Source organism: Bacillus sp. BC05(2025) (assembly GCF_056725905.1).
This window is the reverse complement of the sequence record NZ_JBWYRA010000001.1, coordinates 90,027-114,876: the sequence shown is the minus strand read 5'-3', so window position 1 is coordinate 114,876 and position 24,850 is coordinate 90,027. Positions and strand designations below refer to the sequence as shown.

General features: G+C 31.7%; 21 protein-coding genes, 5 pseudogenes and 1 other annotated feature. Of the genes and pseudogenes, 7 read left to right on the top strand and 19 right to left on the bottom strand.

Features of this window, described 5'->3' with window-relative positions:
• Nucleotides 1-23: 23 nt before the first annotated feature.
• Entirely contained in the window at nucleotides 24-938 is a 915-nt protein-coding gene (locus tag ACZ76X_RS00585) for an acetamidase/formamidase family protein (RefSeq protein WP_479849123.1), read from the bottom strand.
• 156 nt (nucleotides 939-1,094) lie between these two features.
• On the opposite strand from ACZ76X_RS00585, the gene ACZ76X_RS00580 reads away from it, so the two are divergent.
• The gene (locus ACZ76X_RS00580; RefSeq protein WP_098669265.1) at nucleotides 1,095-1,523 is read left to right on the top strand and encodes a cell wall hydrolase; all 429 of its coding nucleotides are present in this window, start codon (nucleotides 1,095-1,097) and stop codon (nucleotides 1,521-1,523) included.
• A 51-nt stretch (nucleotides 1,524-1,574) separates the two neighbouring features.
• Here the strand turns inward: ACZ76X_RS00580 and lysS are convergent, their stop codons facing one another.
• Nucleotides 1,575-3,128 carry a lysine--tRNA ligase gene (gene lysS / locus ACZ76X_RS00575; protein WP_479849122.1) on the bottom strand — a complete coding sequence of 518 codons (1,554 nt, stop codon included), beginning with the start codon at nucleotides 3,126-3,128 and terminating at the stop codon, nucleotides 1,575-1,577.
• Nucleotides 3,129-3,211: 83 nt separating this feature from the next.
• Nucleotides 3,212-3,469: a binding site (T-box leader), on the bottom strand.
• A 66-nt stretch (nucleotides 3,470-3,535) separates the two neighbouring features.
• Nucleotides 3,536-3,706, bottom strand: coding sequence for a DUF2197 domain-containing protein (locus ACZ76X_RS00570; protein WP_033694550.1), 171 nt, complete (start codon nucleotides 3,704-3,706; stop codon nucleotides 3,536-3,538).
• Between the two features lie 142 nt (nucleotides 3,707-3,848).
• On the opposite strand from ACZ76X_RS00570, the pseudogene ACZ76X_RS00565 reads away from it, so the two are divergent.
• Both ACZ76X_RS00565 and ACZ76X_RS00560 read left to right on the top strand, forming a co-directional pair.
• A pseudogene (locus ACZ76X_RS00565) lies at nucleotides 3,849-4,751 on the top strand (SMP-30/gluconolactonase/LRE family protein).
• Complete coding sequence (locus ACZ76X_RS00560; protein ID WP_479849121.1) at nucleotides 4,748-5,449, top strand: class I SAM-dependent methyltransferase; 702 nt, start codon at nucleotides 4,748-4,750, stop codon at nucleotides 5,447-5,449. The pseudogene ACZ76X_RS00565 and the gene ACZ76X_RS00560 overlap by 4 nt, the downstream one beginning before the upstream one ends.
• A gap of 92 nt (nucleotides 5,450-5,541) precedes the next feature.
• Here ACZ76X_RS00560 and ACZ76X_RS00555 read toward each other — a convergent pair.
• From ACZ76X_RS00555 to ACZ76X_RS00510, 10 genes and pseudogenes are all read right to left on the bottom strand, one after another.
• Nucleotides 5,542-5,712, bottom strand: a pseudogene (locus ACZ76X_RS00555) (hypothetical protein); the annotation flags it as partial.
• Between the two features lie 87 nt (nucleotides 5,713-5,799).
• Complete coding sequence (locus ACZ76X_RS00550; protein ID WP_479849120.1) at nucleotides 5,800-7,281, bottom strand: UDP-N-acetylmuramoyl-L-alanyl-D-glutamate--2,6-diaminopimelate ligase; 1,482 nt, start codon at nucleotides 7,279-7,281, stop codon at nucleotides 5,800-5,802.
• A 279-nt stretch (nucleotides 7,282-7,560) separates the two neighbouring features.
• Nucleotides 7,561-8,190 carry a class I SAM-dependent methyltransferase gene (locus ACZ76X_RS00545; protein WP_479849119.1) on the bottom strand — a complete coding sequence of 210 codons (630 nt, stop codon included), beginning with the start codon at nucleotides 8,188-8,190 and terminating at the stop codon, nucleotides 7,561-7,563.
• A gap of 238 nt (nucleotides 8,191-8,428) precedes the next feature.
• Nucleotides 8,429-8,926: a DUF421 domain-containing protein gene (locus ACZ76X_RS00540; protein WP_479849118.1), complete on the bottom strand. Its 498-nt coding sequence runs from the start codon at nucleotides 8,924-8,926 to the stop codon at nucleotides 8,429-8,431.
• A gap of 193 nt (nucleotides 8,927-9,119) precedes the next feature.
• Nucleotides 9,120-9,287, bottom strand: a complete 168-nt coding sequence (locus ACZ76X_RS00535; protein WP_479849117.1) for a hypothetical protein — start codon at nucleotides 9,285-9,287, stop codon at nucleotides 9,120-9,122.
• Nucleotides 9,288-10,327: 1,040 nt separating this feature from the next.
• Nucleotides 10,328-10,960: a type 1 glutamine amidotransferase family protein gene (locus tag ACZ76X_RS00530; RefSeq protein WP_479849116.1), complete on the bottom strand. Its 633-nt coding sequence runs from the start codon at nucleotides 10,958-10,960 to the stop codon at nucleotides 10,328-10,330.
• A 74-nt stretch (nucleotides 10,961-11,034) separates the two neighbouring features.
• On the bottom strand, nucleotides 11,035-11,997 hold the full coding sequence (locus tag ACZ76X_RS00525; RefSeq protein WP_098783698.1) for a helix-turn-helix transcriptional regulator: 963 nt from the start codon (nucleotides 11,995-11,997) through the stop codon (nucleotides 11,035-11,037).
• A gap of 63 nt (nucleotides 11,998-12,060) precedes the next feature.
• Nucleotides 12,061-12,369, bottom strand: a pseudogene (locus tag ACZ76X_RS00520) (helix-turn-helix domain-containing protein); the annotation flags it as partial.
• Nucleotides 12,370-12,377: 8 nt separating this feature from the next.
• Nucleotides 12,378-12,464 (bottom strand): annotated as a pseudogene (locus ACZ76X_RS00515) (carboxypeptidase regulatory-like domain-containing protein); the annotation flags it as partial.
• An 11-nt stretch (nucleotides 12,465-12,475) separates the two neighbouring features.
• On the bottom strand, nucleotides 12,476-13,855 hold the full coding sequence (locus ACZ76X_RS00510) for an aminotransferase-like domain-containing protein (RefSeq protein ID WP_479849115.1): 1,380 nt from the start codon (nucleotides 13,853-13,855) through the stop codon (nucleotides 12,476-12,478).
• Between the two features lie 175 nt (nucleotides 13,856-14,030).
• On the opposite strand from ACZ76X_RS00510, the gene ACZ76X_RS00505 reads away from it, so the two are divergent.
• On the top strand, nucleotides 14,031-15,722 hold the full coding sequence (locus ACZ76X_RS00505) for a M3 family oligoendopeptidase (RefSeq protein WP_479849114.1): 1,692 nt from the start codon (nucleotides 14,031-14,033) through the stop codon (nucleotides 15,720-15,722).
• A 14-nt stretch (nucleotides 15,723-15,736) separates the two neighbouring features.
• Here ACZ76X_RS00505 and ACZ76X_RS00500 read toward each other — a convergent pair whose 3' ends face one another.
• A complete protein-coding gene (locus ACZ76X_RS00500) occupies nucleotides 15,737-16,831 on the bottom strand; it encodes a helix-turn-helix domain-containing protein (protein WP_479849113.1) in 1,095 nt (364 codons plus the stop codon).
• 192 nt (nucleotides 16,832-17,023) lie between these two features.
• Here ACZ76X_RS00500 and ACZ76X_RS00495 point away from each other — a divergent pair, with 192 nt between their 5' ends.
• Nucleotides 17,024-17,971, top strand: coding sequence for a phosphotransferase enzyme family protein (locus ACZ76X_RS00495; RefSeq protein ID WP_479849112.1), 948 nt, complete (start codon nucleotides 17,024-17,026; stop codon nucleotides 17,969-17,971).
• Between the two features lie 84 nt (nucleotides 17,972-18,055).
• Here ACZ76X_RS00495 and ACZ76X_RS00490 read toward each other — a convergent pair whose 3' ends face one another.
• The 4 genes and pseudogenes from ACZ76X_RS00490 to ACZ76X_RS00475 form a co-directional block, all read right to left on the bottom strand.
• Nucleotides 18,056-18,805: an aminoglycoside phosphotransferase family protein gene (locus ACZ76X_RS00490; protein WP_479849111.1), complete on the bottom strand. Its 750-nt coding sequence runs from the start codon at nucleotides 18,803-18,805 to the stop codon at nucleotides 18,056-18,058.
• Nucleotides 18,806-18,921: 116 nt separating this feature from the next.
• Nucleotides 18,922-19,716, bottom strand: a complete 795-nt coding sequence (locus ACZ76X_RS00485; RefSeq protein ID WP_479849110.1) for a VOC family protein — start codon at nucleotides 19,714-19,716, stop codon at nucleotides 18,922-18,924.
• A 194-nt stretch (nucleotides 19,717-19,910) separates the two neighbouring features.
• Nucleotides 19,911-20,663 carry a class I SAM-dependent methyltransferase gene (locus ACZ76X_RS00480; protein WP_479849109.1) on the bottom strand — a complete coding sequence of 251 codons (753 nt, stop codon included), beginning with the start codon at nucleotides 20,661-20,663 and terminating at the stop codon, nucleotides 19,911-19,913.
• A 69-nt stretch (nucleotides 20,664-20,732) separates the two neighbouring features.
• Nucleotides 20,733-21,596 (bottom strand): annotated as a pseudogene (locus ACZ76X_RS00475) (serine/threonine protein kinase).
• A 433-nt stretch (nucleotides 21,597-22,029) separates the two neighbouring features.
• Between ACZ76X_RS00475 and ACZ76X_RS00470 the strand changes: the two are divergent.
• Nucleotides 22,030-23,256, top strand: coding sequence for an MFS transporter (locus ACZ76X_RS00470; RefSeq protein ID WP_479849108.1), 1,227 nt, complete (start codon nucleotides 22,030-22,032; stop codon nucleotides 23,254-23,256).
• 17 nt (nucleotides 23,257-23,273) lie between these two features.
• Nucleotides 23,274-23,930, top strand: a complete 657-nt coding sequence (locus tag ACZ76X_RS00465) for a hypothetical protein (protein ID WP_479849107.1) — start codon at nucleotides 23,274-23,276, stop codon at nucleotides 23,928-23,930.
• Nucleotides 23,931-23,977: 47 nt separating this feature from the next.
• On the opposite strand, the gene ACZ76X_RS00460 is transcribed toward ACZ76X_RS00465, so the two are convergent.
• Nucleotides 23,978-24,787, bottom strand: a complete 810-nt coding sequence (locus ACZ76X_RS00460; protein WP_479849106.1) for a MerR family transcriptional regulator — start codon at nucleotides 24,785-24,787, stop codon at nucleotides 23,978-23,980.
• Between the last annotated feature and the right edge of the window lie 63 nt (nucleotides 24,788-24,850).

Sequence of the window (24,850 nt, the reverse complement as noted above, 5' to 3'; positions counted from 1 at the left end):
CAACATCCTTCTTCTATTATTTCTTATTTAATATGAAATTTACTAAAGTCAAAACCTAACTTCTCCACATAGTCCATACGAAGTTCCATTCGTGCTGTTTTAAGCGGGTCCACAACTTGACAAACTCTTAAATCACCGGCAGCTGATAATAAAAGCGTTGCATCAGCTTTAGATATTTCTAATTCTTTATGTAAAAATGTAACCATATTACGTACAGCGCGATTCGCTGCATCATCTAGCAATTTTTCTGAAGCAATCGTCATTACTTTTTCTTTTTGGATAGCCATTGGTAGTGGCCATTTCTTTCCTTTTATAATCTGAACAGTTACCGTCACCTCACCAGCAACTTCTACTCCACTAACACCAATTTCACCATCACCCATCGCTGCGTGTAAATCGCCTAATGCTAATAGAGCACCAGGAACATTTACAGGTAATAATAACGTTGTCCCTTCTTTTATCTCTTTACAATCCATATTCCCGCCGTGATCATGCGGTGTGCCACATGAAATGCTCTCTTCTTTCGGCGCAGTACCAATTACACCGATCATTGGATGAATCGGAATTTGTAGTTCATTTGAAAATAAAACATGTTCATTATGTATCGGAGCAATTTTCACTGTATTTTCGTTTAGCTCTTCACCCATTACACCAAGATTCGCCCCTGTAGTTAAAACGCCTTGCTCTGCAATTTTAATCTTTTCAATCGTTACGACTAAAATATCACCAGGTTCTGCACCTTTAATATATACTGGTCCAGTCGCCGGATTAATTCGGTTCCAATCTAATTCTTGAAATGCAACATCTTCAGAGTCAATTTGATTTTCAAAGCAATCATATGTTTCAAATACAAGACGACTCCCTATTTCTACTTCGATACAAGGCTTATTATCTGGTGACATTGCGTATATGATATGTTCTTTATGGATGCGATGCATTTTATCTCTCCCCTTTTATATTGGTCTACAATTATTAATTAGCGTTTTTTATAAAAGCTCCTTTTAAAAATTTATGAATTTACATATAGAAAAGCACATGGCTTATTTTCATACATACACTCTTTACTATATCAGATAAAGAAAGGTGGTAGCACTATGCCCCTTATTCCATATAACGAAAGTGATGTTGATTTACTAGCTCGTTTAATTCGTGCTGAAGCTGAAGGAGAAGGTCGACAGGGTGAACAACTTGTTGGTTGCGTAGTAGTAAATCGTGTATTTTGTGATTGCTTAGATTTTAAACAACTTCGAACTGTACGTGATGCAGTATATCAAAGTCCCGGCGGATTTGAAGCAGTGCAATACGGATATTTTTATCAACGCGCACGTGAATCAGAAAAAGACATCGCAAGAAAAGTTTTACAAGGTGAGTGGCGCTGGCCAGCAAGGTGGGCTCTTTGGTATTTCCGTCCAGTTGGTGCTTGTCCACCTGAATGGTATAACCAGCCGTTTGTAGGACAGTTTAAAAGCCATTGTTTTTATGAACCTAGTGGTGATGAATGTCCGAAAATGTATTCACGGTAGTAAAATGTGAAACGCAAGTACTTAGCTGAGTACTTGCGTTCCCTTTATTTTTTAGAAATCTAATAATGTGATAAACTTTTCGATGCCTACTACATGTATTAATAACGGTATTCGAGGGCCACTGGACTGATTCATAATGAGCTTATATATAATAATAAATAATTGTTTTTGATTTTCTTTCATTATTTTTTTATTTTCATCATGACAAATCGAATACAATTGCTCCATTAAGTGAGCGTAATCTTTGTTAAAACGAAGTATATTGCAAACTTCTACTACCCATTCTTTCTGTCTTTCATCTAATGTATTGTAAAACTCTATATTTCTCTCTTGATTTACAGCAATTAATTTTTCAGTTTGAAAGTTTCTAACCCAATACTCTGCACGTTTGCTTATCGCTATCATATTCTCTAATGCATAATTCCTATCTGTTTTTTCTAATATACCTTGTAAAATAGATGAATCAAAATTTAATAGCGGTAACGTTCCTGCTACTTGATTAAATTTCGGATATTCTTTAATTCTGCTATCAACTCTAGAAAGTTTAATTGCCTCAAATAAATCTTCATTTTTGAGCGTTTTATTCTCATAACTATCTTTCAATCGTTCATATTCTGTATAATTGCGAATTACATCTTCATCAAGACCGATATGAAAAGCTGCGTTTGGTCTATATTTAGCAAACATAAAAAGAATCACTTCTGGTAAATACACTTTTAACAAATCACTAGGTATAATGCTATTCCCTGAAGAACTTGACATTTTTTCATGATTCCCTTTAATACCAATGAAATCATAAGCAATATAATGAGGAGCTTCACGATTGAATATTTTCATTGCAATTTCCTTTGATACATTAAAACTACCCGTTTCCGAGGAATGATCTCTTCCGCCCGGTTCAAAAATAACATCCTCTATCATCCATCTCATCGGCCAATCGACTTTCCAATTCAGTTTCATTTTATTTGTATTTAATACCGATAATTCAGTTTGATTTCCGCATTCACATTTATATCGTACTGTTTTTAATACTTCATCAAAATGTGTAATCGTTGTTGCATCTTTCCCACATTTCTCACAATATAATGTAACCGGATAAAAGCCCTCTCGCTCTTCTTCACTACATTCTCCTGTTTTAAAACTCATTAAAATATCATATATTTCTTTTCTTTTACATAAAGCCTCCAATATGTTTTTGTTATATCTTCCACTTCTATATTCAACATGTTGATATATAAATTCCACTTCAATCCCAAATACTCGAAGCGATTCCTCAAACTCTTTTTCAAAATGCTCTGCATAGGAGTTATGACAACCATATGGATCTGGAATATCACAGTATGGCATACCAATATATTTTACAAAAGATGGATCAATATTTTTAGGAACTTTTCTAAACCTATCATAATCATCCCACGAAAATATAAAACGAGTCTTTTTTCCTAAATCTTGAAGGGCTCTTACAACGAAATAAGTCGTTATTATTTCGCGAAAGTTCCCGATATGAACAGAACCAGATGGACTGATTCCAGATGCGCAAACAAAAGTTTCTTTGTTTGGATGTTTCCTTATTAATTCATGTGCTACTTCATACGCCCAATGCATATATTACTCACCTCAATTGATTTTTTGTTTTCACACTTTCAGTTTTATGCAATAAAAAAACTCCCACCCCCAAGATTATTCATCTTGAGGACGAGAGTTGTTAACTTCGCGGTACCACCTCAGTTTGTTAATATGTTGCCATATTAACCTCTTCAGGTACGGCAAAATTTGCGTATACCCTATCTCTATAACGGGAGAACCCGTCGCACCATCCCTAAACAAATTAGTTCCTTGCGCAGCTCCAAGTCTTTTTTCGTCAAGATGTATACCGCTCTTTCTCAGCTACCAGAGCTCTCTGTACGTATCCTTTTCTTAACTACTCTTCTCTTCCATGCTATTTTATATATTAGTTTTTTCATATGATAATTTATAATACCTTTATTGTCAAACTTTTCCGAACGAAATAACTATCTAAAAAAATGTTTTATCGCTTCTAATTGAATTTTGTGACTACACTCATCACAACAATATACCCCTTTTGGTTTCTCTTTAAATCGCTTATATTTTTCACTACCTTCGTAAACACGAAATATATTTTTACAAGAAAAGCAAACAATTTCATAAAACATCATATGCATTTTCCTCTCCATGTTTATACATTTTTTTAATCACTTGAGAAAATCAGTTTTCTATAGTGCAAATCTTAATATCTTCTGATTAAAAGGTTTACCTCTATTCATATCGAATTATAGAAATATCTTATAAAGTGAGGTGAAAATCTTGATAAGTAATATAGAATTAGTTTTAGATGCGAAAGCTAGTTTAGCTGAAGGGCCTTGTTGGACTGAAAAAAAGCAACTTTTATACTGGGTTGATATTGTGGAGAAACAATTATGCATATTTAATCCTACTGCTAATACAAACCGAGTAATTGCTCTCAATCAACAAATTGGCTGTGTTGTTCCATATTTAGATGACGTACTACTCCTAGCTATGGAAAACGGCTTTTATTCTATTAATGTAAAAACAGAAAAACTAACACATATTTTTGATCCTGAACCACATTTATTTGAAAATCGTTTTAATGATGGAAAATGCGATCCAGCAGGACGTTTTTGGGCAGGTACTACAGATATATAAGGTATAAATGCTGCTGGTTCCTTGTATTGTTTAAATAATAATTTAAAGGTAGAGAAAAAAGTTTCACATGTAAATACATCAAATGGCATAGCTTGGTCACCTGACCATACATACCTTTACTATATTGATACACCTACTAAAAAAGTAGTTCGTTTTCATTATGATATATGCTCTGGAGTAATTTGTAATCCAAGTGATGTAATCATTTTTCCTGAAAATGAAGGTCTACCTGATGGTATGACAATTGACGAGGAAGGTTGTTTATGGATTGCTCATTGGGGAGGTTCAAAGATTACTAGATGGAATCCTTCAACTGGAGAACGAATATTAAGCATCCCAATTCCAGCGCTATATGTAACGTCTTGTACATTTGGAGGACCTAATTTAACAGACCTATATGTTACAACAGCCAGAACAAGAATGACGGATGACGAATTGAAAAAATATCCACATGCTGGTGGTATTTTTCGAATTCAAACAAATACAAAAGGTTGTCCTACCCATTCATTTCGCAATAATAATATTGGAGCTGAAACTATATGAACCGTATCGATTACATAAGAACCGAAGAAATGAAATATCACGATCTTTGTTATGAACAATATAAACTATTTGAAACCGGCTCTTGGCTATACAAACCGGTTAAAACAGTTATGGACTTACTGGATTACTTTGAAGGAAGAAACAACTTGCAAGTACTTGACCTCGGCTCTGGTGTTGGAAGAAATAGCATTCCAATCGCACAAAAGATACAAAATGGTAGCGGCACTGTTACTTGTGTGGACTTACTGGATTCCGCTTTAACAAAATTACAAACTTATAGCAAAGAACAGGATGTATTTGAAGTTATAAAAACAGAACAAGCAGCTATTGAAAACTACTATTTTGCCCCTAACACTTATGATTATATCGTTGCAGTATCAAGTTTAGAGCATATTGAATCAGAAGAAGATTTAAAAAACGTGCTCCATTCTATGAAAAAAGGTACAAAGATTGGTGGTATCAATTGTTTAATTATTAACTCAAACATACAAGAAATTGACTTACATACGAATGAAGAATTAGATGCTTTAATTGAAATTAACCTTCCTACTGATAAAATGATACATCTATTAAAAAATATTTATAAAGACTGGCAAGAAATGAAAGTTGAAACAAAAGAATTAGCTTATGATATAGTCCGAAACGAAAGACACATCCTATTAAAAACAAATGCTATTACTTTTGTTGTTCAGAAATAACAACATAAAATATTAATTAAACAGAAGTATAAAAACCATGCTTCGACATCATTAGAAGCATGGTTTTTATTAGAAATCACATACAAAACGACTTAACTATTTAGCAAATTCATTAGGTGGAAGAAATGTTCCGGTTCATATGTCTTATTTAATTCATACCATGAATGGAGTGTATCCGGCGCAAAGACATCTAATTTTTTTAGAACTTCCATCGCAAATTCCAAAGGAGCTACTCCAGATGCAGTAATAAGATTTTCACCAGACGCTACATAGAAATAAGCTTTTCTTGTTTGCATTCAATAACACTCCATTCACAACTTAATCTCATCCTATCTTTTTTAAAAGATAACCTATCTACTATTTTTAATTGCTTGTCGAGCAATTTCTTTATCATCAAAATGAATAGTTGAATCTTTTAATATTTGATACGTTTCATGCCCTTTTCCCGCAATCAAAACAATATCATTAGAAGATGCCATTTGTATCGCATGATTTATAGCTAGTTCACGATCAACTTCTACTTTATAATTCAAATAATTATTCTGTAAAAATCCTTTTTCAATATCTTTCATTATTGCCTGCGGGTCCTCCGAACGTGGATTATCAGAAGTTATATAAACAAAATCGCTATAACCTCCAGCAATTTCACCCATTATAGGTCGTTTTTTTGCGTCTCTATCTCCACCGCAGCCGAACATAGTGATAATTTTACCTTTTGAAAACTCGCTAATTGTTGAAAGAACATTTTCTAACGCGTCAGGTGTGTGTGCATAGTCCACTATTACAAGGAAGTCTTGGTTTTCATCTATGATTTCCATCCTACCTTCAATGTTCTTTAAGTTAGATAGGCTGTCACTAATGTTAGTAAGTGGAATACCTTCAACCATTGCAGCTGCTATTGCTGCTAATGCATTATATATATTAAAACGGCCTACTAGATTTAGATTAATTTCTATTTCTCCATTAAAGGAAGAAACTAAAAACTGTATTCCTTTTGAACTTAAAGTTATGCTCTTGGCTTGAACATCTGCACCATTATTTATCCCATATGTAATCACTTCAGCAGAAGTAATTTTTTTAAAGTATTCTACCGATGGATCGTCTGCATTCAAAATAGCAGTTTTTTGATCTATAGCAGAAAAATCATTTCCTAATCTTGAAAAAAGAAGACCTTTTACGTGCTTATATTCCTCAAATGTTCCGTGATAATCCAAATGATCTTGCGTTAAATTTGTGAAAACAGCAGTTTTAAAGTCACATCCTTTAACTCTCTCCATATGTAACCCTTGTGAGGTAACTTCCATAACACAATAATCTACATTTTGATTTTTCATCATTTGCAAATTCCGTTGAAGTATCGGAGGTTCTTGCGTATTAATATCAGTAGGATACCATTTCGAACCCACTTTCACTCCGTTATTCCCCATTAGCCCTGTTTGAAATCCATAATCATTTAAAATTTTTTCAATCAAATAGGAAGTCGTTGTTTTACCATTTGTTCCTGTAATTCCAATTAGCTTCATTTTATTGGATGGGTAACCATAGAAATGTGATGCAATAACTGCCATAGCATACCTAGCATCTTTAACAATTATTTTAGGTATTTCAATGTTTACATCTCTTTCTACTATTAGCGCCACCGCGCCATTTTTTACTGCATCTTCAACAAATTGATGTCTATCTTCAAGAAAACCATCAATACCTGATACACATATAAAAAGATTTCCGCTAGTGATCTTTCTAGAATCCATTTCTAATCCCGTAATTTCTACATTCATATCCCCAATGGTTTCTTTAATTAATAACAAATTCGCCAGCTCTTTTAATTTCAAATCCACCGCCCCCTTACACATTTCCCTATTTATCTTACCACTTTATATAAAATAATGGTTTAAAATTCCATGTTAGTCGAACAAAATTAATCACATTTAATAAACAAAAAATAAAAGAGCACTTGTTTCCGCAAGTGCTCTTTTTAGGGATTTTGAGATACCCTATTAACGAAAGTTAAGGTTACTTAAAGTTAATAGGTAATTCTATTATATGCTTGTCCTTTTTATTTGTGCATAATCAATATATAAACATCTTTAATAATTGTTAATAACTTTTAGTTATAGTTCTTTCTTGCATTTTATCATTAAAAAATTGATTGAAGGTTTATTTGTCATGTTCTTGTTTGGTTCATCAATTTCCGAAACTTGTACTAATCCATATTTATTAAAATCTTGTTTTACAGATTCAGAATCATAGAAGAACATTTTTACACCTTCCATTATCTCATAATAATCTTTATCCAACTGTTTTCCTTTTCCGTACATGGGAGCTTTTTTAGAAACAGTTGTAAAAACCATATATCCTCCTGGTTTTAACTGATTATAACAATCTTTAATACATTTCTCTCTTTCCTGTTCATTCAACAAATGAAGAAGTGCATAACTAAATATCCCATCATACAGTTTATTATCAAAAGGCATTTCGTTTACCGAACCGTGATACATACTAACATCTTCTAATCCGTTTTCTCTTGCTAAATCGATCGCTGTTTTCGAAATTTCAATACCTGTTACATTTATACCATTTTCGATAAATACCTTTGCATTTCTCCCATATCCAATACCCGGAACTAACATGTCTTTAACATTGTTTTCCACAAAAAAATCTTTTGTCAAAAGTGCAGATTCTGTAGGTTCAAACCCCCACATCGTCTGTTTCTCAATAAAGCTTGATTCCCAAAATTCCATTATATTTCTATCTCCTTATTTTCATCTCATATTTAATATCACATGAAAGACCTATTCATTTTAACGCTGCTTTTTTCACCACAGTCACTATAGCTCTATTGAATATAGCATATTAATAAGCCTATATCTATTTTAAAGATTGGTGTAAAACTCACTCTTTTTATCACCCCATATGTTTTTGTAGAAAAATAAAAAAAGCCAATACTTTCGTTGTGGTATTAGCTTTTCTCAAGAGAAATTATCTTTTTGTATTGTACTGATCTAATATTTTTTCTAACATTTCTAAAGTTATCGGTTGAGCTTTCTCTATTAATTGATAACCAATACGCCCATTCGGCTCAGCTGTAACTTGCTGCAAAATCTTTAAATCATGTATTCCTTTTTCTCTTAATTGCATATAAAGTTGTTGTTCAGACATTTTTGCCTTCATCAAGTTCGCTTTTATAATCTCTCCATTTTCAACAATTACAAAGCTACTGCCATTTAGGAATTGTTCCGCCTTCCTTGATTTCAGTTCAAAGAAATGAATGATAAGAAGTACGCTTGCAAATATTACAGCTGCAAATATAGATGGGACTACTTTCCTACTTAATACAGGCTCTACAATAATACGCGCAATTGATACTACTATAATGATTTCAGCTCTTGTCATTTGGCTAACAGATTTACTACCTGTCATTTTTAATGCAAGAATCCCAGTGAGAATTAAAATAATGCTTTCAACAATAATATGCATAATAGCCCAATCCTTTAATGGTAAATGTTATTAGCATTCTAGATGCACTTTAAACTTTTTGGTGAAAATTAAAACTTACATGTATAGAAAATGGATCTATTTAGAGATCCATCTTTTTTCAATAAGGATTTGATGATCTATTTTCTATTGTCAAAAAAACAAAAGCATCCAAATGGATGCGTATAGATTAAACTTATTCATTATTACTTTCTCCACTTTTATCATCAACTGATTTCAAGTCTAACATGCTGCCTATATCAGGCGGTAAAGCTAACTCTATACCAGCTACTGGTTGATTATCTTCATTAAACCATTGTTTCTTAAATTTAATCAATTCTTCATCTTTCTTATTTTCATCCATATTACCCCGCCTTTTATGTACATGATATTAAACACTTTACTTAATATGTACATTGAGAAAGATAATATACTATTTGTACATAATAAAAGCGCAAAACACCAGCCCGGTTTACATACCCAATGTACCTATAAAAAATTCTCGTACATGTTACTCCGCGCCCTGTTATTATATTAGTGTCGAAACATATGTAGGCTATGTGACAAGTATCTGTTCGTTTTGCTCATTATTCATATAAGACAAATACTTTTAAAGGAGTAATTATTCTTTGACTTAATTCCTCTATATAAATGTTGAAAATGAAGAGTTATCTAACGAAAATCTTCTAAGCTTATTTTGTGTACGGTATCACTTTGAAAAATTCTCAAAATTACTACAAGAAGAAGTCCTAAGCGATGCTGTCATTGATTTAGATACAGACTATATTTATATCCCTAATAGATAACAATACACTAGATTAAATGAATAGAAATTACGATTCAGCTAAGTGTTTAATAAAATAAGTGAATGCCCAAATTAATGTCGCAAATTAAGTGACATAATACATTGTCCATTCAAAACCAGTCAATTTCCTCTCTCATCTTACCTTTTTTAAATATTTGTAAAATATACATGTACTTAAAAACATTAGTAATAACGATAATTGCTGTAAATCATCGACTATACGTACCCCCATAGACTCCATCACCCTCCCATTCAAAATAAATGCTATACTTTAAAGATATCATCTATTGGTAGGTTTTTCCATTTAAAACAATTATGTCCTAAACAAAAAGAGCACTCAACAATTGGGTGCTCTAAAAAGTATTAATGTAACACTTTTCTTCTACTTTTTATAACTCAGTTCCATCACTTCCGGTATATGATTGTTATCATATTTCCTTTTATAGAGGTAACGTCAGGAAAATACGAATATACAACGTTAAGGAATTTTCATTACTTTATAACCATTATTAAGTTATATTCAATAACCATGCTTTGACATTGTTTAGAGCATGGTTATTTTTTAAACAAATATAAAACTGCTTAGTTGATTTTTTAGTTCAGCAATTTATTGAATTCATTAACTGGAAGAAGTATTCAGGTTTGTGAGTTTTATTTAGGTTATACCATGAATGTAATGTATCTGGTGCAAATACATCTAATTTTTTCAGTACTTCCATCGCAAATTCCAGAGGAGCTATTCCTGTTGCAGTAACTAAATTCGCATCAGATACCGCAGATCCCAACTCATAGAACTTTTCTCCTTTATAGTTAGGACATACCATTTTAGTGTATTCTAAATTATTAGTTGTATGCTTTCTAGTATCTAAGTATCCCCTATTTGCAAGGGCCTCAGTTGCACCACAAATTGCAGCAACAATAGTACCAAAATTTAAAGCTTGGCCAACTCTTTCCAAGATAGGTTGATGAATCTCTTCACTCCAAGTAGTCCCTCCTGGTAAAATTAAAAGATCTTTACTCTCAAAAGTACATTCATCAAGGGAAATATCTGGTTTTATGCTCAGTCCCCCCATAGTAGTAATCATTTCTTTATTAGCTCCTACTGTAATTACTTTTAAAGGTACTAAATCTTTTTTAAAATATCTTCCTGAATTTAGTTCGGTAATTAAATATCCATATTCCCAGTCCGACATTGTATTAAATACATATAGAAAAACTTTTTTTGTTTGCATCCCATATCACTCCAATCACAATTGATATGGATATTATAATATAACTTCCCTGACAGTTAACGTCAGGGAAGTTATCATACTTCATGAAATTTTATTAATTCCGACAGAACTTCAATAAGTCTTTTCTTAAGACTTATTGGCTCAATAACTTTAATAGATTTATTGTACGGTAAAAGTAAATAAGGTACATATGTATGTATCATATCTTTTTCAAGAAGAAAAACTGCTTGATTTGAAGTCCGCACTTGTAAATAATGTCCTAAAAACCAATGTTGGCAAATATCCGCCAATACACTTTTATCCCCACTAATAACCAAAGAAATAATCCCTTCCTTATCTTCTATAGTTGGAAGAAGGTTTTTTATAAAAAAGTCACGTGCTGAAAAATTTTCTGGCCGGTTAAACTTATTTTCGGTTAGCATTAAATTTTCAATTCGATCTACCCTAAAACTACGGATATCATTCCTAAGATGACAAAATCCAATCACATACCACTTATTATTCCAATAGATAATTCTGTACGGATCGACCAATCTATAATTTAATTGCTTTTTCCCACTTTTATAATAAAGAATTTTTACTGAATACCCATCAGTTACGGCCTGCTCCAACTCCTTCAAAAAATGTTCCATAGAGGATGAACTAAATCGACTTATTACTTCTAAACTACTTAAATGTCGGTTTATCTTTGCTTCCTGCTCTTGATTTGAGTATTTACTTAGTTTTGAAATGGCCCTATTTAATGCTTCACCTCCATAATATCCGGCTTCTTCTGCAAAAACAGCAGCGTGAAATAGTGAAGTTTGCTCTTCAAAATCAAAAAAAAGAGGAGCCTCAATAAAATTGTTTAATAACGTGTATCCACCGTTATGTCCTGGTTCTGAAATTATAGGTACACCACTTGTTGAAATTGTATCAATATAACGATACACAGTCCTTATATTCATCTCTAACTTTTCTGAAATTTGTTTTGCAGTAATTTTTTTACCTGAGCGAAGCATCCATAGAATCGCTAACATATTATCAATTTTAGGCATGTAATTCCACCTCTCTATGGAATTTATCCCTTATTATATATTTCTGATTTTTAGTATAACTCATCAACTGTTCCTTTCCGATAGCTTTCTAAATAATGAGGCCCTAGACATATTTGTAATTTCACAAATTTGATTTACATTCATATCTACCTCTTCATAAAGCTTTACTGCATAATTCATTCCTGCATGATTTTTATGATATTTCTTTAACCACCCTTTTTATTTTCCTTCTTTCTTATTCAGTTCAATCTCTTTATGTTTCCACCTACGGATCAGATCACGTTCTAATTGTTTTACACCCGCCATAACCTTTATTAAGCATTGGCTTTAGAAATTATCTTCTAATAAATCGAGCCATGTATCTTTGAAGGATTATAATTATCATCCTTATTATAATATTTAGTTACAACAATATCTTCAATTATTATAGCGATACATACAAACAAAAAAATTATTTTGCGTCTCACAACAAAGCTACTTATTCATTTTTTTCTTTTTTAAATTGGAAGGTTATATGTTCCAATTGTTTGATTTCCTCCATTATTTTACGAATTCCTTCTTCCATCCTATCTTCCTTTACATTCGATACGTTTAACTTTAATAGTCTTTCTTTCGGAAAACCTCTCACATAATTTTTATCAATTGTATCAATACTTATTTGTTTTTCACTTAGTCTTTGGAAAAACATTTCTGAAATACTCGTTTTATGTAATTTTAAACAGGTATGAATTCCAATTGTATTATGCTTTTTATATGTGAATAAAAGTGGGTTTTCACTATGAGTTCTTTCTAGTGTTTCTGCTAATTTTTTAGATCTATCGTGATAGGAAGATTTAATTTTATTTTTATGACGTTCAAACATGCCACTCTTTATATAAATTTCTAAAGCAGCTTGAGATATCATTGGGCTATCAATATCTAAAATCTTTTTATATGTATAAAAAGCATTCGCAATAATCGGTGGAATAACTGCTACACCAACTCGTAAACCTGGAAAAATAATCTTCGAATAACTTTTCAAATATATGACATGATTATCATGATTCAAGCTATATAACGGATCAGCTTTTGAATCCGTTTCTAAATCTGCTAAGTAATCATCTTCCACTATAAATACATTATATTTCTTAGCCAATAATACGATTTTTTCTTTCTCATCTTTAGAATAAGAAGTTCCAAGCGGATGATGATATCTTGGTATTGTATAAAAGAATTTTATTTTACCTATTCGAAAAATACGTTCCAACTCATTTAAGTCAATCCCTTCATTCGTACGTTTAATACCGATTACAGGGATTTGGTTTATTTCTAGATATTCAATATATAGATGATATGTTGGTTGTTCAATTAATATCGTTTCATTTTCATTTGGAAATGGTATAGAAGTTAATACTGCTAGCGCCTGCTGTACACCTGACGTTATAAAAATATTTTCTTCTTTAGTGAAGACTTGATAGTTTGCTAATTGTTTTTGAATGACCGGAATTAAAGACGGTAAACCTTTTGGCGTCCCATATACGAACAAGTCATTTTTATATGTATCAATGGCTTTATTAATACAATGTTGAAAATCTAAATATGGAAAAACATCTGGATCTGGTGCTGAGGAGGCAAAATTAATTATCTCATCATTCTCTACAAAACTCGCTGACTTTCGAACAACGTAGTATCCACTTTGAGGGACGGAATAAATAATATGACGCTTTTCTAATTCATGTAGTGCCCGTATAACTGTCGCCTTATTGCATTCATATTGCGTAACAAGCGATCGTATAGACGGTAATTTCTTTCCTTCTTTTATTTCTCCATGTTGAATCATGTTTTCTATATCATTAAAAATATGTAAATACTTATACATTATTTCACCCCTTATGCAAGGACTTAAAAATATTCCTCATTCTTAAGCAAACAGAAATACATCCCTTCTACCACTTTAAAGTTTAACATTATTTCACATTTTCTTCTCTTAACAAGGAAATTACAATTAATAAATAGAATATCTCCATGAATAAATAAAAAGTGAGGGATATATAATGCAACGTGTAAATACAATTGATATTAGTAATGTACTTCATTTAGAAAAAACTCTTTCGACTTTATTAAATAAAATGATTTCTTCAAAACTAGACCTTGAAAACTGGTTAAAAGAGCAGTCAAAAGTAATTTGGGAAATCGAAGAACAATTAAGATCACACTATATCGCCTTTCAATGTAATACGGATAATAAAGAAATAAAAGATACTTTTGAATATGATCAACAATTTGTAAGGCCTCTTTTGAAACGTTATCAAAATTCATTTGATAATAAATATTTAGAGTCTCCTTTTCGAATGGAATTAGATTCTAATGTATATGGTTTGTTAGATGTAAAAATAAAAAATGCTCAAAAGTTATTTTGTGAGGAAAATATCGAATTAGAAATAAAGGAAGACAAATTAGTCACAGAGTACTTTGAAATTACTGGAGGATTAAGTGGAGTTTGGGACGGAGAAGAAAAAACGATAACAGAATTACAATCCTATTTACAAGATTCGAATCGTGATATCCGTAAAAAAGCAAAAACCATTATTTCTGAACAATTTTTATCTGTTGAAAAAGAACTCCAAAACATATTAAATCATTTAATTGAAATCCGCCAACAAAAAGCAAAAAATATTCAACTAGAGAATTATCGTGATTATATGTTCAAGAAATACGAGCGTTTTGATTATTCAGCGAAAGATTGCTATGAACTAGCTGAATCTATACGTAAATATGTTGTGCCGCTTAAAGATAAAATATTGCTAGAGAAAAAAGAGAAACTACAAGTGAATACTTTTCGCCCATGGGATGTATCAGCTGTAACTCCAGGTCAAAAAGTGCTTAAACCTATTGCAAATGAAAATGATTTAATTGAAAAGAGCACTCATATCTTTAATAAACTAGATGTTGAATTTTCAGCCCTTTTAAACCGAATGTATAAACACGATTGTCTTGATTTAACAAGCCGCAAAGGAAAAGCAGCTGGTGGTTTTTGTGAATACTTACCAGCTTCACAATTATCTTTTATTTTTATGAACTTAAATTATACACAAGATGATATTATCACTTTTATACACGAAATGGGTCATAGTATTCATAACGAACTCATAAAGCCATTAGAATTACAACAGTATATAGAAATTCCAGCTGAAACAGCTGAACTAGCCAGTATGACAATGGAGTTATTCTCGCTTAATTATTGGGATACCTTCTATACAGACAAAAAAGATTTAAAACAAGCAAAAATTAACTTCTTTAAAGATGTTATTTCATATTTACCTATTATGCTTATTGTAGATCAATTTCAACACTGGTTGTATGAAAATCCAATCCATACTTCTAAAGAAAGAAATGAAAAATACTTACAACTGCAAAAACATTATCAATCTAGCGTCATACATATTGATGGCTACGAAAACTGGATAGCAACGAGTTGGTTACCTGTACTCCATATTTTTGAAGTACCATTTTATTATATTGAATACGCGATTGCCCAACTTGGGGCATTACAAATGTATAAACAATATAAAGAGGATCCTAAGCAAGCACTAGAAAATTATAAAAAGGCATTATCACTAGGAAGCTCGCAATCTATAAAAGAAGTATATGATGCAGCCGGTATTCGCTTTGATTTCTCTGGTGAAACCATTAAAGAACTAATGCTATTTGTAGAAAAAGAATTAGAATTACTTGAACAAATATAGGAAGAAAACTACATCTATATTTTAGGTGTAGTTTTCTTCTTTATTTTATTAATCAGTTCTATGTACTGAGAATCACCATATCCGATTGTTGGAAAAAGATGAAACAACTTTGTTAATAATTCTTGAGTTGATAAATCTTTATTTTTAGAGATGAATTTCATTACGATATTATCTTCTTTTAACATTTCTAAATATAAGTCTATAGCCTGATACATTACAGGTGGTACCTTATGAGAAGTCTTTTTATGGTTTACTAATACTTCATTGTATATAGTAGAATACTTCCCCAATTTAAGTTCAATTTGATTTACTTTAAATTCATCCTCCCTGAAACTATTTAAGTATACTTTCCCTTCATAACAAGATTGTTCTAAGTATGAAAGTATAGTAAGTAAGTTCATTTGGCAGAACATATCTTCACCAAACCATAAAACAATGCATTTATACTTTTTCGCAAAAAGATTTTCTAACGGATCTATAACCTTTTTTGTATAACTTTCTACTGAACTGTTATGTCCTTCTGCTCTTGTTTTAATAAACTCATCATTAAAAACTTGTGTAGTAGCCAGGTTCACACACATTGCCTCATTAAATGGTGCATAATCAGACTCACCCATTAGCTTTTCAGTTTTAAATTCTTCATACATCATTTGACCGTTCAATATGTTAAGTACATCTTTATCAAATAGCTCACTATTCTTATTACGTAACTGTTCAACCTCTATTTTTCTAGAAATATTCATCTTAAACTCCCCTTCTTTATTTATATTGAGTTTAACAAATGATTGAATAGGCATGTTGTTACGTTGGTATTCTCTTGGATTCATTCCAAAAACAGTCTTGAAAGCTCTACTATAAGCCTCTTGCGAAGAATAATCATAATCCAATGCAATATCTATTATCTTTCTATCATTTTTCAAATCCTCCGTAGATAAATACAGTCTTCTTAAAAGAATATAGCGCCTAATACTAATGCCTGTTACTTGGTGAAATCTAAAAGAACAGTAATACGGAGAATAACCCGTATAACGCGATAATTCATTTAATGAAAATTCTTCTTTTAAATTGCTCTCTATCCAATCAATCATCTGCTGTATACGTTCATTCATTTTCTTCACTCCTTATTTATAAGTATAAAAGAGGTTCGTTTCTTTCTTTTGATATTTCTTGTGTTTTATAACATGAGCCATTCATGACATCATGCTTCATTTTAAAGGATATCAAAAATAAAACACGAATGTTGTAACTTAAGATTCTTTTCGTTCTCTAGTAAAAAATAAAAGTTTGAAAAGGACGTTACGATGAACGAGCTAGAAAAAGAGATAATTCAATTCATAAATGAACGGTATCCATTAAATTTTATTAACATTAAACCTATAACAAACGAAATGTATCAATGTCTTACAGAACTAGGTACTTACTTCATTAGAATTACAAACTACAAAACATATGAAGAACAGTTAGAAGAAGTTACATATACGAACTTCTTATATGAAAATGGTTTAGCAGTTCCTCCAATCATACATTCTCTTAATGGGAATTTAGTAGAAAAGTTAACATTAGACAAAGAGATTTTTGCCGTATTATATAAAGCTGCGCCTGGTATACATTTACCAAGGTGCGAATGGAATTCTAAAATATTTAAAAAGCTTGGTAAACAAATCGGAAAATTACATCGTATTTCTAAAAGCTTTGAACAGACTAATCCAGTTAAACATATAAACGATTGGTATGAAAATGCAGAGTATAATTTTCTTAAGTATATCCCTAAAGAAGAAACTACTATAAGAGAAATTGCATCTGACGCTTTAACTTCTATAAAAAAGCTACAAAAATCCACTTCGAATTACGGCTTAATTCACGGTGATTTATGGTTAGAAAACATTTTAGTTGAAAACAATTCAAATTTAACGATGATTGATTTTCAAGACTGTGAAAAACATTTTTACATATTTGATTTAGCAGTTCCTATTTATAGTGCGATAGAATATTCATTTGTTGGAAATGGGAATATCGTTGACTATGAGCATTCTATTACAAAAGCAATATTTGACGGATATCAAGAGGAAAATGAACTACCTAAAGAGATGATAGACAAGTTGCCTATGTTTATTAAATTAAAGGAGATTTTTGAATATAGCTTAATGCATATGTATTGGGATAAAGAAGAATTAACTGCGGAACAAGTACGGATAATGAACCTTTATAGGATGAAAATCGAAAATAAATATAACCATATCAATATTTAAAAATACTGTTGTTTAACTACAAGGAAACTTTAGTTAAACAACAGTATTTATTAATTAGCTACTAGACAACTTTTGTTGTATTACTTATAAATACTGATTCAATAATTTGTTTAAATCCACTTCATTTTGCGGAGATACCTTCTCAGAAAATCTAGCTGCAGTTATAATAGGAACCCATTGAAAGATCTCCTCTCTTGTTAGGTCGGTATTACGGCAATATATTTGTAAATACATTTCTGCTAATTCTATATGAGACTGCGCATACAACAAATATGTACGAAACACATCTGCACGAATATCACCTGAACAAGCATCTACCCAGTCTATAATACTTACATTCTTTTCACTCAAAATTAGATTAAATGGGTGGAAATCGCCATGGCATAATCTAGGATCAAATTTGATTGAATGTAACTTATTCAATATATTTTCCTTTTGTTTTTCATCCAATTTATGTACAGATTTAATTTGACGCTCTAACCTTTCCTCCATTACTTCCATTTCACCCGTATTCACACGTATAGCGTGAATCTTTTTTTGTTCATTCACACAAATATTTATATAATACTCTGCCTCATTTAGATTATTAAGCAGGAGATCACCTATACTGTTCCCTTTTACGTATTCCATAATAATTGCCTGTCTATTTTTTATCTTAGTCACTTCAAATACGTTTGGAACTGATAGTCCGCATGAATACGCATATTTTTGTTTTTTTGCTTCATTCATAGACTCTGTATTTGGGAGGTATTCTTTAAATAATTTTACAACCTTAGTATCATAGAGATAGATTTCCGCTGTATTCCCTTTAGCTATCAGATTCCCTAAATTCAATTCATTTCTCTCCTTATTGTAAATTAAGCTAACACCTTATACTCCTATATAAATTCAGTGTAATTATGCGGAAACCCTTCTCTACGAAAATATAAAAAACTTACCACTTTCTATCCTTAAATAGAAAGTGGTAAGTTTAATTTACTAGGAATATCGGAAGGAAAATGTGGTGTATGCGCAATTGAAAATGCATATCCTTGCTCAATAAATGATACTTCATTATGTTTACATTGAAATGGGACACTATTTTTCTTAAAGTTAATTTGGATTCGCTGTAAAAATGCTTGATCTGGTGTTCCGAAAGATACGTGTACTTTCGGTGGTAAAGCTTTCATCGCAATTGGGATCCAAGGTCGTTGCCACCAAGTCGCAATAATGTATGCGGTACCACCTATAACAAAGTTAAAAATATCCCCATCTTCCATCGTTTTCATATTTAGATTTGATTTCAACCATTCTGTAAATACAGGTACACTTTTAACGGGAAGTCCGATTTCTCTTACATATAAAATGTTTAAAGGCGAATGCGGTACTAATACACCTTCTTTAACATAACTATGTGCAATAATTTCGAGTAGGTTTCCATCACCGTCTTTAAAGTATAAATTGAATAAATCCTTCTCCACACCGATTGTATTTCCATCTTTCCATTTCACAATGAGTAATCCAGAATCCTTTAGCCATCTTGCTGTTTCATGAAATTTTGAATATGGAATCTCAAAAGCGAAATGTGCAGGTGCAATTGGTTCATACACTTCTTGAAAACTAATAGTTGTGTATGGCGTTACTTCAAATTGAATGAACGATGCTGTTTCTTTTTTTATAGGAAAAGATAATATGTCCTTATAAACTTGTTTTACCCCTTCTATCGAAACCGTTTGTAGTTTTATATCTGATATATGTGTAATCACGTTGCATACCTCCTTGTTTCTTATTATCTATTCGTATTGTATTACATTTATAAATAGATAGAATCAAACGGAAGGATGGATTTTTCAAATGAAAACTACAACTTTAGTATGAATATTTAAGTTTATCCTGCATTGTTTCCATACAAAAAAGTTGCCTTTCCTTAAACGAAAAGCAGCTTTTACAATAAAACAAATCATGATTTTACAGCAATAATCATAAACCTTTTTGAATTTGTACGAATCCCTTTTTCAAAACTATTTGCATCAATGAACTTTTGTAAAATAGCAAAATCCTCTTCCTCTTCTCCAAATCTAGGAATAATTGGTGTATGTTTTAACAGGAAAATAAGATCTTCAGGCGAATTGTAATAATCAGTAATATTATATTCACGTACTTGTACGAGTTCAAATCCTGCACTACTAAGTTCACCCATATACTTTTCTTTTAAAGTTCCATCTCTTTCACGAAAGCATTGTCCTCTTCCAAATGCCTCTTTCAAGTTCAATTTATCATGTTCACTAACTTGTTGTGTTAAAAACAAAGCACCTTTTTTCATTACTTTTGTTAATTCGGATGCTATAAATGGCGCGTGACAACTAGAAGCAATATCAAAATGCGCAGGTGAAAACGTTAAAGCTTCAGAATCCATTTGCAGAAACTCAACATTTTGTACATCTGATTTTTTTAAGTTAGAATGTGCTTTTTCAATCATTCCATTAGAATTATCTATTCCAATTAAAGATTTAGCTGAAGATGCTATATTAAGTACATTTTCTCCTCCGCCTGTACCAACATCTAGTAAAATATGTGATGGTTTGCATCTTTCTTTTACCTCTCTATAAAAGTCCCATGAATCTCCTACAGTTTCACATTTTATTTTACTAAAATCCCATCCATTTAATCTTCCTACTTTATCATAAAAGTTTTTGTACTCTAATTCGTTCATTTTATGCTTTCCCCTTTGTTGATACTTATATATTCCACAGATTCTTAAGAAAAATGAGCCATCAATTATTTATTCTATATATGCAAGCCAAGCTTCATAAAATGCTTGAACAGTACGGTACCTTTTACTTTTTTCTTTATGTAGCGCTTTTTTACAAATATTATATAATTCTTGTGTACTTTCCCATTTTTCATAACTTTTATCATTTTTCCCGCCGATAAAGGCAAAAGCAATTCCGGCTAACACATACACATTCGTTTCGCTTGTAATTTGTGCATGCAGCTCATATTCTTCCGGTGCTTTAAAGCGAGCTGTCCCCCAAAAATCCTCACCAATTTCATTGAATACAGGTGTTTTTTGAAAGAAATCAATATCACAAATCGTCAGTTTTGATTGTTCAAAGTTATATAAAATACTACCGTCATAAAAATCAACCATGACATAGCCTAGTGACTCCACGTATGCTGCAAACTCAAAAATCTGAGTCAATACGTTAAGCCTCTCCGTCACGGATAATTGTCTTAATTTAACAAAAGGTGAATTTGGTGCATGGTGCTTTTCAAACGGTGTAAAGTCCCAATGATTGTGCATGCACTCCCCATCAATCCAATGAAACCTTAAACAAAATCCATTTTGCATTGGAATGGAATTAATATATGGAACTAGTAAAGGATGTTGAATTTGCTCATATACTTCTTTTGCTTTCATTAATCATGCGATTGCATCCTCTACATTATCTTTGTACTCTAAATTGCGTGCACCAGCATACTTTAAAAAGTAGCGTTGTCCATTTTCAATAATACCAAAACTAATATTCCCTGAATCTTGCTGATCAAAAACAGTAAACACTTCTACATCCTTTAACCAATCAAAATTATGATCTTCAGCTAATGTTATTGGGTATTGACTTTTTCCAATTTTAATATTTATCATGCGCTGCTCCTAGCATTGAGCGAACCTAGTTTATAGAGGCATGATACGCATACTCAAATTATTTTTACCTCATACCTTGTTTTCTTCTGTTTGTTCATAAAACATCACTCCTTTCAAATCAAGTCCCTTTATCCAACAACTACCAAAATCTTCTTAATTTCTATTATATATTATAAAATACAAATTATAAGGAAAATATATTTCATACACATAAACAGTTTACATAATATTTTTATAGTTTATTTATGTGTATAATCTACATCTCCTCCCCCAACCACACATACTATCTAAAACAGTACAGACTATTTTTTTATTTTCTCCTTAAAATACATCTGAAAAGTAGGATTCATCGAAAAATTACAGAATTCTATATATAACAAGTATTGGACGGATGATTTTCAAATTCCTCTATAATAAAGGTGGTATAAATAGTGTGAAACTTAAACAAGAACAAAGACTTACCGTAAAGACAACTTTCTCTAAAGAATACAAGATTTTTATTTTTGGTTTACTCATTTCACGAATTGGGGATTCACTATACACTTTTGCGTTGCCTTGGATTGCCTATCAATTAACCGGTTCAGCTGTAATTATGAGTTCTTTATTTGCTATTAATGTATTACCAATTGTTTTATTTGGCCCTTTAGTTGGTGTAATAATTGATCGATACGATCGAAAAAAGTTACTTTGGATAGCTGATATTACCAATATTATTTTAGTAAGTCTTGTACCAATTCTATACGCATTACATCTATTAGAAATCTGGCATTTATACATAATTACCTTTACCTTAGCAGTTATGTCCATGCTTTTTGATGTAACAACTGTTACAGTCATTCCACATATTGCAGGTGCATCATTAACGAAAGCTAATTCTTTCTATCAAATGGTCAATCAATTGGCTAGTTTGTTTGGTCCAATGATTGCTGGGATTTTCATTTCTTTTATTGGTGGCTTTCAGGTGCTTTGGATTAATGTTCTTTCATTTATTGCAACATTAATTGCTGTGATATTATTACCGTCTATGAAAACCGTAAACAAGAAATGCGAAGATAAAAATACACTTCAAAATGTACTAGCTGATTTGGTTAATGGATTTAAATGGCTCAAAAATGACCGCTTAAATTTAGCTTTATCTTTTCAAGCTATGATTGGAAACTTTGGAGCAAGTGCTGTTTTAGGTGTGTTCATGTATTATTTACTATCCACATTGCAACTTACGCCGGAACAAAGTGGCTTTAATTATTCACTAATTGGAATAGGCGGGCTCTTGGGAAGCTTGATTGCAGTTCCTTTAGAAAAGAGATTGCAACGCGGTCTTCTAATTCCTTTACTCCTATTTGTTGGAGCAATTGGCTTAACTTTTGCGCTTTGGAGTACATATTGGCTTGCTCCCGGTATTGCTTTCGGTATTGCAATGACTTGCAATATTGCATGGAATACAATTGTAACCACAATTCGCCAGGAAACCGTTCCATCAAATATGCAAGGAAGAGTTTTAGGATTTTCGCGCGTACTTACACGATTAGCTATGCCACTCGGGGCATTAGTAGGAGGTATTATTTCAGCCTATAATCCAGTGTTTATATTTGCTTTAGCTGCTTTCACTAAGCTACTTGAAGTTGTTATTGCACTATATAGTCCGATACGAAAACTATGATGGAAGGAAAGTTAATTATGTATAATTGGTTAATTGAAATCGAAGAGCAAAAATATCCAGCACCTACTATAAATGAAAATTTTCATATAGAAAAGGCACCTCCTGTATCTTCAAATACTTCTCTCAGTCCGATTTGTCAACTTTTCAGTGGCATGGATGTCATACTTGAAGAGGACGTTTATACGTCCTTTCCCATTACAAATGACATTACTTTAAATATAGTTAAAAATGAATTAATCCCTCATTATAAAGATGTGAAACAAGTTTTTATTAATAATAAATTGCATGAAATTTTCATGATAGGTTTAAAGGAAGAATCAAAACAAACTTTAAAAGCACTTCTAACTAACGGTATATATCCCGTAGTGCCTGATGTATACCGAAGTTGTTCTTTTAATAGAATTGTCGGTAGAAGAACATTAAAATATTATTCTGTACTATTCGATTGCATTGATCCGATGTTCTTAAAAGAAACGCAAGAAATAGCATATTTCCTCAAACATTCATTCTTTCAAAAAGAGGAGTTTATTTCTTTAGTACCAACAGGTTGGATTTTAGAAGATTCATTAAAGGAATCCATTACAATCCGCTCATTTAGGACATTTGCAAATAAAATTGTGCTAGTAGTTGATGAATCGAATCAAGAAGTAATTTCTATTGATATTTACGGATAAGTTGATAAAGAAAAAAGGCATATAGTTAATGCCTTTTTTCTTTATCATCATCTAACTGGATAACAAACTTCTGTAACCCACTTATTAGGATCCGATTCCATCTCTGGGGTCACATGATAAATATTAAACATTGGGCCTGCTAATTCGTAACCTTCTGTCTCAATCCATTTTGCCGCAGCTTCATTTACAGCTGTCATTTGTTCATAACTTCCATTAACCGTTATGGAAGCTACATTAGTTGATTCCATATTTTTAAATGTAACGTCTTTTGTATTTTCGTGATTCCCTAAAATACTTAGCTGTATTTCTACATCTACATCATTTTCTTTGTATTCATGATCATGGAAAACTGCAATACTATAACTCGGATGGGCAATACTAAGATCTTTCATTTGTATTTCTTGCATTAATATACCCCATAAATCCCCTTCGCGATTATAAGATGGAATAATCTTTCTAACACTAGCTACATTTCTTTCTGGAATTTCTTTTATTGAAACATGATAGTTCATCTCAACTACATCCTCTCTCATCGAGTTCATTGAGGCTTCAAGAAGACGTAATTGTTTTTGGAGGCCATCCATTTCATCCTTTATTTGAGCAATACGATTTTCAAATTGTGATTTTATTACTTCCATATTTTCACTTGCAACTATTTCTTTAATAGTTGCAATATTAAATCCCATATCTTTTAATGTTTGAATTTGATTTACTTTCTTTAGCTGTGCTGCTGCATAGTATCGATAACCACTTTGTTCATCGACTTTTACTGGTTGTAATAATTCCACTTTATCGTAGTGTCTCAACATACGTATACTAATGGAAGATAACTTTGAAAAATCTCCTATTTTAAACATGATTTCCTCCTAAAATTCAAATCTACTTCGAAGCTCAACCTAATCTTAAACAATGACATCGTG

Excerpts from the sequence above, each read along its gene's own strand:
- ACZ76X_RS00585 (WP_479849123.1), bottom strand. The coding sequence starts at position 938 with ATGCATCGCATCCATAAAGAACATATCATATACGCAATGTCACCAGAT.
- ACZ76X_RS00580 (WP_098669265.1), top strand. The coding sequence starts at position 1,095 with ATGCCCCTTATTCCATATAACGAAAGTGATGTTGATTTACTAGCTCGT.
- lysS (WP_479849122.1), bottom strand. The coding sequence starts at position 3,128 with ATGCATTGGGCGTATGAAGTAGCACATGAATTAATAAGGAAACATCCA.
- ACZ76X_RS00570 (WP_033694550.1), bottom strand. The coding sequence starts at position 3,706 with ATGCATATGATGTTTTATGAAATTGTTTGCTTTTCTTGTAAAAATATA.
- ACZ76X_RS00560 (WP_479849121.1), top strand. The coding sequence starts at position 4,748 with ATGAACCGTATCGATTACATAAGAACCGAAGAAATGAAATATCACGAT.
- ACZ76X_RS00545 (WP_479849119.1), bottom strand. The coding sequence starts at position 8,190 with ATGGAATTTTGGGAATCAAGCTTTATTGAGAAACAGACGATGTGGGGG.
- ACZ76X_RS00540 (WP_479849118.1), bottom strand. The coding sequence starts at position 8,926 with ATGCATATTATTGTTGAAAGCATTATTTTAATTCTCACTGGGATTCTT.
- ACZ76X_RS00535 (WP_479849117.1), bottom strand. The coding sequence starts at position 9,287 with ATGGATGAAAATAAGAAAGATGAAGAATTGATTAAATTTAAGAAACAA.
- ACZ76X_RS00530 (WP_479849116.1), bottom strand. The coding sequence starts at position 10,960 with ATGCAAACAAAAAAAGTTTTTCTATATGTATTTAATACAATGTCGGAC.
- ACZ76X_RS00525 (WP_098783698.1), bottom strand. The coding sequence starts at position 11,997 with ATGCCTAAAATTGATAATATGTTAGCGATTCTATGGATGCTTCGCTCA.
- ACZ76X_RS00510 (WP_479849115.1), bottom strand. The coding sequence starts at position 13,855 with ATGTATAAGTATTTACATATTTTTAATGATATAGAAAACATGATTCAA.
- ACZ76X_RS00505 (WP_479849114.1), top strand. The coding sequence starts at position 14,031 with ATGCAACGTGTAAATACAATTGATATTAGTAATGTACTTCATTTAGAA.
- ACZ76X_RS00500 (WP_479849113.1), bottom strand. The coding sequence starts at position 16,831 with ATGAATGAACGTATACAGCAGATGATTGATTGGATAGAGAGCAATTTA.
- ACZ76X_RS00495 (WP_479849112.1), top strand. The coding sequence starts at position 17,024 with ATGAACGAGCTAGAAAAAGAGATAATTCAATTCATAAATGAACGGTAT.
- ACZ76X_RS00480 (WP_479849109.1), bottom strand. The coding sequence starts at position 20,663 with ATGAACGAATTAGAGTACAAAAACTTTTATGATAAAGTAGGAAGATTA.
- ACZ76X_RS00465 (WP_479849107.1), top strand. The coding sequence starts at position 23,274 with ATGTATAATTGGTTAATTGAAATCGAAGAGCAAAAATATCCAGCACCT.
- ACZ76X_RS00460 (WP_479849106.1), bottom strand. The coding sequence starts at position 24,787 with ATGTTTAAAATAGGAGATTTTTCAAAGTTATCTTCCATTAGTATACGT.